The sequence below is a fragment of the Micromonospora sicca genome, from assembly GCF_003172935.1.
Lineage (GTDB): Bacteria > Actinomycetota > Actinomycetes > Mycobacteriales > Micromonosporaceae > Micromonospora > Micromonospora sicca.
Genome location: NZ_QGKS01000065.1, coordinates 1 through 10,981, shown reverse-complemented (window position 1 = coordinate 10,981; position 10,981 = coordinate 1). Strand labels below are relative to the sequence as shown.

The 10,981-nt window shown below is 74.2% G+C and carries 9 protein-coding genes and 1 pseudogene; 3 read left to right on the top strand and 7 right to left on the bottom strand.

Annotation, left to right across the window (positions count from 1 at the left end):
- The 6 genes from DKT69_RS01690 to DKT69_RS01665 form a co-directional block, all read right to left on the bottom strand.
- Nucleotides 1–1,035, bottom strand: a 1,035-nt coding sequence (locus DKT69_RS01690) for an FUSC family protein (protein WP_146230959.1), incomplete at its 3' end; no start/stop codon positions are given.
- Nucleotides 1,036–1,048: 13 nt separating this feature from the next.
- The gene (locus DKT69_RS01685; RefSeq protein ID WP_109799847.1) at nucleotides 1,049–1,540 is read right to left on the bottom strand and encodes a hypothetical protein; all 492 of its coding nucleotides are present in this window, start codon (nucleotides 1,538–1,540) and stop codon (nucleotides 1,049–1,051) included.
- A gap of 106 nt (nucleotides 1,541–1,646) precedes the next feature.
- The gene (locus DKT69_RS01680; protein WP_109799846.1) at nucleotides 1,647–3,599 is read right to left on the bottom strand and encodes a vWA domain-containing protein; all 1,953 of its coding nucleotides are present in this window, start codon (nucleotides 3,597–3,599) and stop codon (nucleotides 1,647–1,649) included.
- Nucleotides 3,600–3,601: 2 nt separating this feature from the next.
- Nucleotides 3,602–5,065, bottom strand: coding sequence for a sigma 54-interacting transcriptional regulator (locus tag DKT69_RS01675; protein WP_109799845.1), 1,464 nt, complete (start codon nucleotides 5,063–5,065; stop codon nucleotides 3,602–3,604).
- A gap of 93 nt (nucleotides 5,066–5,158) precedes the next feature.
- Nucleotides 5,159–5,656 (bottom strand): hemerythrin domain-containing protein, encoded by a 498-nt coding sequence (locus tag DKT69_RS01670; RefSeq protein ID WP_109799848.1) that lies wholly within the window; start codon nucleotides 5,654–5,656, stop codon nucleotides 5,159–5,161.
- 5 nt (nucleotides 5,657–5,661) lie between these two features.
- Nucleotides 5,662–6,630 (bottom strand): aldo/keto reductase, encoded by a 969-nt coding sequence (locus tag DKT69_RS01665; protein WP_109799844.1) that lies wholly within the window; start codon nucleotides 6,628–6,630, stop codon nucleotides 5,662–5,664.
- 119 nt (nucleotides 6,631–6,749) lie between these two features.
- Between DKT69_RS01665 and mgrA the strand changes: the two genes are divergently transcribed.
- The gene (mgrA, locus tag DKT69_RS01660) at nucleotides 6,750–7,739 is read left to right on the top strand and encodes an L-glyceraldehyde 3-phosphate reductase (RefSeq protein WP_109799843.1); all 990 of its coding nucleotides are present in this window, start codon (nucleotides 6,750–6,752) and stop codon (nucleotides 7,737–7,739) included.
- Nucleotides 7,740–7,855: 116 nt separating this feature from the next.
- On the opposite strand, the gene DKT69_RS01655 is transcribed toward mgrA, so the two are convergent.
- Nucleotides 7,856–8,797, bottom strand: a complete 942-nt coding sequence (locus tag DKT69_RS01655; protein WP_109799842.1) for a lytic polysaccharide monooxygenase auxiliary activity family 9 protein — start codon at nucleotides 8,795–8,797, stop codon at nucleotides 7,856–7,858.
- 142 nt (nucleotides 8,798–8,939) lie between these two features.
- Between DKT69_RS01655 and DKT69_RS01650 the strand changes: the two genes are divergently transcribed.
- Nucleotides 8,940–10,145: a DUF11 domain-containing protein gene (locus tag DKT69_RS01650; RefSeq protein ID WP_161557749.1), complete on the top strand. Its 1,206-nt coding sequence runs from the start codon at nucleotides 8,940–8,942 to the stop codon at nucleotides 10,143–10,145.
- Nucleotides 10,146–10,392: 247 nt separating this feature from the next.
- Nucleotides 10,393–10,981 (top strand): annotated as a pseudogene (locus DKT69_RS01645) (DUF4153 domain-containing protein); the annotation flags it as partial.

Sequence of the window (10,981 nt, the reverse complement as noted above, 5' to 3'; positions counted from 1 at the left end):
GTGCAGGTAGACCTCGGTCGCCGCGACCTCCTCAGCGCATGGCGGTGCGGGGAAACTGGGCGGAGTGGGGTCGGCGGCTCTCCGACGCCGGTCGGGAGAGGCGGTCGCCATGACCGGCATCGGCCGGGCGGCCAGCTCGGCCACCCCGTCCGCCAGCTCGGTCAGCCGGGCTGGCAGCGGATCGGACGCCGGTGCCCCGGCCCGGGCGAGTCGGACCTGCACGTCGTCGCAGAGCAGCAGGACGGCGGCGATCAACACGTCGACGTCGTCGAGCGGACGGTCCGCCCGCCGGAGGCGGCCCAACCGCCGCCGGCCCCGTACGGTGCGGCCGGTGACCCGCTGGGCGGCGGCGCGGGCCCCGGACAGCTCCCCGAGCCGGGCGTGCGCGTCCCGGGCCCGTTCGCACGCGACCCCCGCCTGCGCCGCCGAGCCCCGACGCAGCGCCTCGCCCGCGGTACGCAGGGCGTCCGCCGTGTCCCGCAGGATCTTCCGGACTGGCTCCTCGACCAGCTTGACCGGGTCCGGAGTGAACAGCACCTGGCTGCCGAGGAGCCCGACCAGACCCCCGACGGCGGCGTCCACCAGGTATTCCACCGGGGAGCTCGACGCCCCCACCGCCACCACGATCAGCACGGCGGCGCCGGCCTGGATGTAGGTCAACGGCCGGGGGTTGACGAGCGCGGCCATCGCCATGGTCAGCGCGATCGCCGGCACGATCAACCAGAACGCGTTGCCGGTGTGCAGCGCGCGCAGCCCCTGCCCGACCACGACCCCGGCCGCCACCCCGACGAACAGGTCGACGGCCTGCCGCCCCCGGCCGCCCATGCTGGAGGTCAGGCAGATCAGCGCCGCGGTGGCGGCGAAGATCGGGGTTCCGTGGCCGAAGAACGACTGGGAGATCCACCACGCGACGCCGGCCATCAGCGAGCACTGGAGGATCAGCGGCGCCGCCATCCAGATCCGGTGCCGCAGCAGGCCCGGCCCGGCCGTGTCGAACGCCGATCGGCGGGCCGGCCACCAGCGGGAGGGCCTCACCAGGCCGGGCGGCTCACGACCCGGCCACGGGTGCGCGGCTCGCACCGTTGCGCAGCACCCGGAGCTGGGTCAGGTGCATCGGCAGGTGGACGCGGGTGTGCAGGTCGAGGGTGCGGCCCCAGGGCAGGGACTCGTCCACGTTCAGGTCGACGCCCTCGCGCAGCACGGTGTCGACGGGGGTGTCCGCGGCGGGGCCGAGTCGGTCGGCGAGGGTACAGAGCTTCTGGCTGGTGGCCCGGAGCAGGGTGGCCAGCCCGTCCAGGCCGCCGCACTCGGAGACCAGGGCATCGAGCTGCGGCCGGTGGATGGTCTCCAGGTCGTAGTACGCGAACGGCGACCCGGCCAGCACCGCCTCGGTCGCCTCGCTCAACAGCTCGTCGTTGGCGGCCAGGTGCGCCACGATCTGCTCCGCGCTCAGCTCCCCCTCGGCCGGCGCCCCGAACCCGCCCGCATCCACCTCCGCGAGCACCGCCTCGTACGCCCGCCGCAGCTCCGCGCTCTCCACCTCCGCAGTCAACCCCGCCCCCACCCGTCGGTCAGGGAGTTATCGCGCCCGTTTCACCCGGATGAGGGGATTCGCCCACGACCGTGATCCACCGATGACGGGCGGGTCAGCGCCGGCCGTGCCGGGCGCGGAGGTAGTCGCTGACCACGTACTCGCCGAGGTCGTCGAGGTCGGGAGTGAACATGCGGCCCTTCGAGCGGCGGGCCACCGCGTCGACGAAGCGGCGCAGTCCCGGGTCGTCGCCGAGCATGAACAGATTCAGCGTGGCGCCGTAGCGGGTGAGCTTGTCCACCTCGCGGATGGTCGCCTCGATCGTCTCCGGCAGCGGCGGCCAGTGGAAGTAGGCCTCCCCGTCCTCCGGATCCAGGTGGGCGGTGGGTTCGCCGTCGGTGACCACGAGCACCACCGGCTCCGCGCCCGGGTGCCGGCGCAGGTGCCGGCCGGCCAGCCGGAGCGCGTGCTGGAGGTTGGTGCCCTGCTCCATGTCCGGTTCCACCGCCGCCAGTTCCTGCTGGGTCAGCGGCAGCGCCTCCCGGCCGAAGCCGACGATCTGCAACGCGTCCTGCGGGAACCGGGTCGCCACCAGGTGCGACAGGGCGAGGGCGGTCTGCTTCATCGGCCCCCAGCGCCCCTGCGAGATCATCGAGTACGACAGGTCCACGCACAGCGCCACCGCCGCCGACGCCCGCCGCTCGGTCTCCACCACCTCGAAGTCCTCGACCGCGAGCTGCACCGGGACCGTGGGGCCGGCCCGGCGTACCGCACGGGTGAGGGTGCGCACCACGTCGAGGGGTTGCTCGTCGCCGTACTCCCACTGCCGGGACGCCCCGCTGACCTCGCCCGCGGCGCCCGCCGAGCGGAGATCGTGCTGGCCGCGCGGCCCGGCGGTCAGGTCGGCGAAGACCCGGCGCAGCGCGGTGCCGGCAAGCCGGCGCAGCGCCTTCGGGCTCAGCGTCAACCCGTCCGCGTCCCGGCTCACCCAGCCCTGCCGGCGCAGCTCCCGCTCCAGCTCCCGCAGCCGGCGTACGTCGTCTGCGGCGTCCCGGCCCAGCGTCCGGGCCACCGCGTCGACGTCCACGTCGTCGAGGGTGGCGCCCGTGTGCTCCTGGTCGAGCTGATCCAGCAGCTCGTCCAGCTCGGCGATCTCGCCGAGCACCCCGGTCGCCTCGCCGTAGCCGAGCGGTTGGTCGCCGCGGACCCGCTCCCCACGCTGCCAGTTCAGGTCGGGGCGCAGCGCCCGCAGGTGGGCGTCGAGCGCGGACAGCTCGCCGGCCAACTGCTCGCCGAGCGACTGGCGCATCAGCCCGGCCAGCTCCTCCCGCTGCCGGTCGGACAGCGACCGCATCAGCCGCTCCCCGGCCGCCGCCCGGCGGGCCAGCACGTCGACCAGTTCGTCGACGTCCTTCGGCTGTTCCGGGAAGAACTCGCCGTGCCGGCGCATGAACTCGGCGAACGCGTCGGTGGTGTCCTCGGCGCGGGCGTGCCGGCCCAGCAGGTCGTTGAGGTCCCGCATCATCTCGGCGAGCTGCCGCTGGACAGCCGGGTCGCCGGCGGCTCGTGCCGCGTCCCGCAGCCCGGCGAAGCGCTGCTCCAGCACCTCGCCGCGGAGCCCGTCGAGGATCCGCTGGTACGTCTGCCGGGCCTCGTCGCTGGCCCACTGGTAGCCGGACAGCTCCTCGACCGCCCGCGCGGTGGAGCGGGGCAGGTTGTCCAGCACCGCCTCGGCGAAGCGGGCGTCGTCGCCGTCGCGACCGCGCAGCTCGTCCCGCTCGGCGGCGAGGGCCTGGTCGAGCAGGGCCTGAGCCCGGGTCACCGCGCCGTCCAGGTCGCCCCGGCGCAGCGCGTCCCGGCGCAGCCGCCGGGCCCGAGCGGCCAGCTCGTCCAGGCCACCCCGCCCCCGCGGGCCGCGGCGCAGCAGGTCGCGCAGCGCCTCCCGGAGGCTGCCGCCGTTCAGCACCTCCGCGCCGACCGCGTCCACGGCGGCGCGCACGTCGTACGACGGGGCGAGCGGGTCGGGCCCGCCACGCCACTGGCCGTACCGGAACCGGTTGCCGGCCATGGTCAGCCCCGGCCGCCGTAGACGGTGCGCCCGGACTCGGTGACGTCCTTGCCGAGCCGGCGGGTCAGATGCAGCCCCTCCAGGACGAACTCGACGCCGGCGGCGGCCTCCTCGGGGGTGGGCGCGTCGCCCAGCCCGAGCCGGTCGAGCACCTTGGCCAGCCCGTCCACCGGGCCGACCTGGCGCAACAGCTCGGCCGACGAGACCAGTTCCCCGGTCTCGATCACCGCGCCCTCGGCGACCAGCCCGGTGAACCCGGACAGGTCCAGCCCGGCCAGCCGGGCCCGGAACGTCTCGGCGGTGGCGGTCCGCAGCAGGTGGGCCAGCACCTCGATCTCCCGCCCCTCCTCGCCGCTCTCGAACTCGACCTTGCCGCGCAGGGTGGAGGTGACGGAGACGGCGTCGCCGACCCGGGCGACGGGCGCCTCGGGGCGTACCCCCTCGGGTGCGGGAGCGGCGGCGAGCAGGCCGGCCCGGCGCAGCGCCGCGGCCGCGACCGTCTCGGCGGCGGCGATGGGGAACCGGGCGGAGACCCCGGAGCGCGGATCCACCGACGGTGACTCGCGGACCGCGCGGGCGAACCGGGCCAGCACCTCCAGCACGTGCTCCGGCACCTCGGCGACCAGGTCGGCCTCCTGCCGGATCAGGGCCAGCTCCAGCTCCAGGTCGACCGGGTAGTGGGTGCGGATCTCCGCGCCGAACCGGTCCTTGAGCGGGGTGATGATCCGACCCCGGTTGGTGTAGTCCTCCGGGTTGGCGCTGGCCACCAGGAGCAGGTCCAGCGGCAGGCGGAGCTGGTAGCCGCGGACCTGGATGTCCCGCTCCTCCAGCACGTTGAGCAGCGCCACCTGGATGCGTTCGGCCAGGTCGGGCAGCTCGTTGACGGCGAAGATGCCGCGGTTGGTACGCGGCACCAGCCCGAAGTGGATCGTCTCCGGGTCGCCGAGGCTACGCCCCTGGGCGATCCGGATCGGGTCGACGTCGCCGATCAGGTCGCCGACACTGGTGTCCGGGGTGGCCAGCTTCTCGCCGTACCGCATCGAGCGGTGCAGCCAGCCGATCGGCAGGTCGTCGCCGGCCTCGGCGACCAGCGCGCGGGAGGCCGGGGTGAGCGGGTGCAGCGGGTGCTCGTTGAGCACCGAGCCTCCGATGACCGGGGTCCACTCGTCGAGCAGCGCGCCGAGCGAGCGGATCAGCCGGGTCTTGCCCTGGCCGCGTTCGCCGAGCAGCACCATGTCGTGGCCGGCGAGCAGGGCCCGCTCGACCTCGGGCAGCACGGTGTCCTCGTACCCGACGATGCCGGGGAAGCGGTCCTCGCCGGAGCGCATCCGGGCGAGGAGGTTGTCGCGGATCTCAGCCTTGACCGTGCGGTAGTGGTGGCCGGACGTCCGCAGCTCGCCGAGCGTGCCGGGCAGGTCGGCGGGCGGGACCGGGGGAACCTGGTTTGGCGCAGTCACCCGACCCACGCTAGCGCGCCCCGGCACCGGACCGCCCGGTTCGGACCTGATCGCCCGAAGTCGGTACGGCCGGGCGGACACCGGCGCCCGCGGGACCAGCGGTCAGCGGTGCTCGTCGACGTACTTCCGCGGGTCCTTGTCGGCGAAGCGGAGGTTACGGCCGTTCTTGTGCTCGCCGTAGAACTTCAGCCAGCGGGAGCCCAGCTCGGCCCGCAGTTCGACGCCGACGTGCCGGCGGAAGTCCGGCAGCGCCTCGTCCTCCTCCTCGGCCAGGTGCTCGCTGTTCTCCCGGCGGGCCCGCCACACCGCCGCCCACCACTGGTCCGAGCCGACCGGGTGCAGCTTGGACTCGGCGATCGCGTCGCGGATCTTGTTGTGGTCGCCGACCGCGTCCTCGGTCTCCTCCTCGCCGTCGTCGCCGCGGCGCACCAGGTGCGGGTAGAGGATGGTCTCCTCCGCCTCGGCGTGGATGTCCAGGTGCAGCGCGAGCGCCTCCCAGATCGCCAGCAGCTCGGCGTCGTCGCGGGCGTCGTCGAGCCGGGCGAAGCCGCGCCGGAAGGCGGCGTGGTCGTCGAGGATGAGGGCGGTGATGTCATCCATGGTGGTCACCTTCCGGTACGGGCGCGGACCAGTTTCGGCACCGCCGCGAGCCCGGTGATCGGGCGGAACTGGCGGGCCTCGGTGGACAGGGCGGCGTACTCGTCGTCGGTCAGGTCGATCTCGGCGGCGGCCGCGTTGCGTTCCAACTGCTCCACGCTGGACGCGCCGGGGATGGCCACCACGTTGGGGTGGCGCAGCAGGTAGGCCAGGGCGATCTGGCTGGGGGTGGCGTCGTGGGCGCCGGCGACCTCGCGCAGCGTGGCGATCAGCGCGCTGCCGCGGTCCAGGTTCTCCGGCAGGAAGTACGGGTTGGCCCGGCGTACCGCCCCGCCCGGCGGGTTCCTCGCGTCGTACCGCCCGGAGAGGAAGCCCTGTGCCAGCGGGCTGTACGCGATGACGATCCGGCCGGCCTGCTCCGCGTACGGGATCAGGTCCTCCTCGGGACCGCGGTCGACCAGGCTGTAGCGGACCTGGTTGCTCAGCACCCGGCGGCCCAGCGCGGCCTCGGCGAACCGCCAGCGGCGCAGGTTGTAGTTGCTCACCCCGACCTCGCCGACCAGCCCGACGTCCTGGAGCGCGCGCATGCCGCGCATGGTGGTGGTGTCGGCGACCACCGGGTTGGGCTGGTGCACCTGGTAGAGGTCGATGCTGCTGACCCCGAGCCGGGCGGCGGAGGCCACCGCGCGCTGCTGGACCACCGGGGCGATCGGCAGCACCGGGAAGATCTTGCTGGCCACCACGACCTTGGCCCGGTCGTCGCCGAGCGCCGCGCCGAGGATGCGTTCGCTGCGGCCGAAGCCGTACAGCTCGGCGGTGTCGAAGAGGGTGACCCCCAGGTCGAGCGCCCGCCGGACGATGTCCCCGGCCCGGCGCTCGTAGTCGGCCCCGTAGCCCCACTCCTTCGACCCGAACTGCCAGGTGCCGAGACCGATCTTGGAAATGGACTTGGGGGTGTCGAGCGGGACGAAGCGCATGGCCTCGAAGCTACCCGGCGGGGCCGGTCGGCACGCCCGTTCCGACGCCCGGGCGCTGCGCACTTCCGCCACCACCTCTGGGCGTGGAGCCCGGTAGGGGCGGGGCTAGGGTCCTTGGCGTGACCTACCTTGCCGCCGATGAGCGCTACGACACCATGACCTACCGGCGCAGCGGACGCAGCGGGCTCCGGCTGCCCGCCATCTCGCTAGGGCTGTGGCACAACTTCGGGCCGGACCGCCCGTTCGAACGGCAGCGGGACATCGTCCGCCGCGCCGTCGACCTGGGGATCACCCACTTCGACCTGGCCAACAACTACGGCCCGCCGCCCGGCTCGGCGGAGGAGAACTTCGGCCGGATGCTCGCCACCGACCTCAAGCCGTACCGGGACGAGCTGGTCGTCTCCAGCAAGGCCGGCTATCTGATGTGGCCCGGCCCGTACGGCGAGTGGGGCTCCCGCAAGTACCTGATCTCCTCGCTCGACCAGTCGCTGCGCCGGATGGGGCTGGACTACGTCGACATCTTCTACTCCCACCGGTTCGACCCGGACACCCCGCTGGAGGAGACGATGGGCGCGCTGGACGCCGTCGTCCGCTCCGGCAAGGCGCTCTACGTCGGCGTCTCCAACTACAACTCGGAGCAGACCGCCCGGGCCGCGGCGATCCTGCGCGACCTGGGTACGCCGCTGCTGATCAACCAGCCGTCGTACTCGATGTTCAACCGGTGGACCGAGGACGACGGGCTGCTCGACACGCTGGAAAAGGTGGGCGCCGGCTGCATCGCGTACAGCCCGCTCGCGCAGGGTCTGCTCACCGACCGCTACCTGGGCGGCATCCCCGCGGACTCCCGGGTCCGCACCAGCGTCTTCCTCAACGAGAGCGACCTCACCGCGGAGAAGATGGCCACCATCCGGGCACTCGGCGGGATCGCCGAGCGGCGCGGCCAGTCGCTGGCCCAGCTGGCGCTGGCCTGGGCGCTGCGCGACCCGCGGATGACCAGCCTGATCATCGGCGCGAGCAGCGTGGCCCAGCTGGAGGGGAACGTGGCCGCGCTGGACAACCTCGACTTCACCGCCGAGGAGCTGGCCGAGATCGACCACCGCCTGGGCTGACCGCGTTGTCGGACCGCGCCGCAATGGTCCGTCGCCAGACGGCCGCGGCGGTGCGGTCCGACCAGCGAAGGGTGGCCCGATGGGCGCCTCCCGTTGGAGCTGGGGACTGAGCGGGTTCACCAGATCCGGCGGCGGCCGGCGCGGTGGTTGCGTACCTCGCAGGCACGGCCGACCGGCACGCTGCCGGCCCGGCGCAGCCGCATCCCGACGATGGCCGCCAGCAGCACGGTGACCACCGCGGCGGCCCCGGCCACCAGCGGCCAGCGGACGCCGCCGAGGTCGGTCACCGAGGCCACCGGTACCCCGGCCTCCGCCGCCGGCACGCCGGCCGCGCCGCCCGGTGGAACTGCCGGTGGGACGGTACGCGGGGCGGCCCGCTTCGTGGTGGCGGTCGGACTGGCCGACGGGCCGCCACGGGCACCCGACGCGGTGTCGGAGGACGACCGGAACACCACGTCGGAGCAGGAGTAGTAGGTGTCCTGGGTGTCGGAGTTCTGCCAGATGATGTAGATCAGGTGCCGGCCGCTGCGGCCCGCGGGCAGGCGGCCTGGCAGCTGGTACGCGCCGTCGCGCAGCGGCGGGTCGGTGACCGTCAGGAACGGCCGCGGCTCGAGGTCGGCCCAGGTCAACCGCCGGCTCGGGTCGTAGGAGGGGGTGGTGGCGTAGAGCCGGAACGTGCCCCGATGCGGGATCGTGGTCCGGTACCGGAAGGTGAACCGGCCGCCGGAGGTCAGCGTCGTCGCCGGCCAGTCGGTGTGCGGCAGGTCCAGCCCCCGGTACGCGGACAGCCCGCCGCTGCACAGCTCACCGTCGGGGATCCGCTCCCGGTCCCGGCCGTCGACCCGGGCGACCCGGACGTTGTCCCACTCCCGTACCGCGGCACCGGCCGTGATCGCCGCGCGACAGGCCGGTGTCGCCGCCCGGCCGCCCTCCGGGCCGCAGGCCGCCGCCCGGCTGAGCGGGTTGATCGGTGCGCCGTGCGCGGCGGCGGGGGCGGCGGTGAGCAACAGAGTCGCGGCGACGACCGCGACGGCGGCGAGGATTCGGCGTACGGCCATGTGATCGACCTCCGCCCACTGGTACGGCCGTGCGACGTCAACAGTTCGACGGGGCGACAAGCGGCCTGGCGCAGCGGTACATTTCCCTGACTGGATTCCTCCGGAAGTCCTCGTCATCGAGGGCTGGGAAGAGGAGATGCGGATGTCCCGCCTCGCCCGTACCCGTCTCCTGCCCGCGCTCCTGGTCGGTCTCGTCTCCCTCGTCGTCCCCGCCGGCCCGGCGCGCGCGGCGGAGCGGGTGGACCTGTTCGTCTCGGACGTCAGCGACAGTCCGGACCCGGTCTTCGCCGGATCGACCGTCCCCTACGCCGTCTCCGTGGGAAACCGTGGCCCCGGTACGGCGACCGGTACGCGGGTCACCGCACCGCTGCCCGCAGGGGTGTCCTTCCACCCCCTCGACTGGGACGACCGGTGCAGCGCGACAACGACCCTGGTCACCTGCGACCTGGGGACGTTGGGTGCGAGCGGGATGGCGTCCCTGTTGATCATCCAGGTCACGCCCGCCGAAGCCGGCACGCTCTCGATGACCTTCACCGTGTCCGCCGCGGAGCCCGACAGGGATCCGTCCGACAATGCCCGCACGGCGACCACGACGGTGACGACGCCGACCGAGGCCGACGTCGCACTGCAGCTGAGCGGGCCGTACGGTCCCGTCCACGCGGGGACGTCGTTCTTCATCTCCGCGCAGATGTCCAACGCGGGCCCGGCCACCGCGACCGGCGTCGCCGCACGACTGCGAATTCCGGCCGGCCTTTCGATCGACTCCAGCGCGTCCTGCGTCCCGGACGGGTCCGACTCCGTCTGCACCTTCGGGCCGACGGAACTGCCTCCGTCAACCGGGGCCATAGCGCCGATCGCGGTGACCGCGTCCGCGTCGGGGACCCACACGATCTCCGGCTCGATCGGCGCGGACCAGCCGGACCCGCAGCCGGCGAACAACGCCGCGTCCGTCACGGTCACCGTCCTGCCCGCCGCGGACCTGGCGGTGACGATCGGCGAATCCGCCGACCCCACCCCGCCCGGACGGCCGCTCACCTACACCGTGACCGTCAGCAACCAGGGCGCATCGCCGTCCGCCGCCCACCTCGCGCAGGAGTGGTCCGCGACGGTGTCGGGTGGGCTCACGCTGCTCGCCGTGCAGGCGTCGCAGGGCGCATGCGGGTCGGCAACCGCCGGCCGGGTGGAGTGCGACCTCGGCACGCTCGCCGGCGGAGCGACCGCGACCGTGGTGGTCGAGCTGCGGCCCCAAGGCCTGGGCACGGTGACCAGCCAGGCCCGGGTGACCGGCACCGAGTACGACGGAAACCCGACCAACGACTTGGCCAGCGAGACCACCGTCGTGGGGTGAGCGACCCGCCCGACTGCGGGGAGCCGCTCGGCGTGCCCGGCGCCGGCCCCTGACGTGACCACCATGCGGGTGGCCGTCTTCAGCCCCAAGCCGTACGACCGGGATTCCCTGAGCCAGGCAAACGCCGAGGCGGGTCACGACCTGGCCCTGCTGACCGGACGTCCGCCGAGGACGGTCCGGTCGCGGGGCGGCGGGCGGCGAGGGCTTGCCCCTACAGTGACGGCACCCTGTGACCAAGGAGCGTCCTGTGTCCGAGCCGCCTTCGGCGCCAGATTCACCCCCGACCGCTGCGGCGGCCGGGCAGACGGCGGGCACGATCCCCGCCGACGCCACGCCCTACCTGCTCGTCATGCCCACCGCCGAGGGGACACCACCGGGGCTGGTGTGGCCGGGTCCGGAGGACCAGCCCGCCTGGGCGATTCCGGTCACCGTCCCGGCCGGCACCCGCGGGTACGCCATCTTCCTGCCGTTGGTCCCGCCTCTCGCAGGCGAGCGACCGGCCGCCCCGGCGCCGGTCGAGGACTCGACGCCCGCCACCGGTGCATCCGCGCAGCCGACCCCCGCCGCGGCGGCGACGGCTGAGGGCGACGCCGCACCGACCGGCGAGGAGACCGCCGCCACTTCGGCCTCGCCCGTGACCGCACCAGCCGGGACGCCGCAGCCCGCGACCGCGCCGACGGCCGCCGGCGCGACACCGTCCGGGCCCGCGCCGACCGTGCCGCAGCAGCGTCCCGTCCCGGGCGGGGCCGCGCCGCAGCCGAACGTCGCCTCCGGGGCCCCGATGCCGCCGTACGCCGCGCATCCGGCGCCGCCCGGGACGGGACGCTGCTGCGGCA

Coding starts and splice junctions, on each gene's coding strand:
- DKT69_RS01670 (WP_109799848.1), bottom strand. CDS start 5,656: ATGGATGACATCACCGCCCTCATCCTCGACGACCACGCCGCCTTCCGG.
- DKT69_RS01680 (WP_109799846.1), bottom strand. CDS start 3,599: ATGGCCGGCAACCGGTTCCGGTACGGCCAGTGGCGTGGCGGGCCCGAC.
- DKT69_RS01655 (WP_109799842.1), bottom strand. CDS start 8,797: ATGGCCGTACGCCGAATCCTCGCCGCCGTCGCGGTCGTCGCCGCGACT.
- DKT69_RS01650 (WP_161557749.1), top strand. CDS start 8,940: ATGTCCCGCCTCGCCCGTACCCGTCTCCTGCCCGCGCTCCTGGTCGGT.
- DKT69_RS01665 (WP_109799844.1), bottom strand. CDS start 6,630: ATGCGCTTCGTCCCGCTCGACACCCCCAAGTCCATTTCCAAGATCGGT.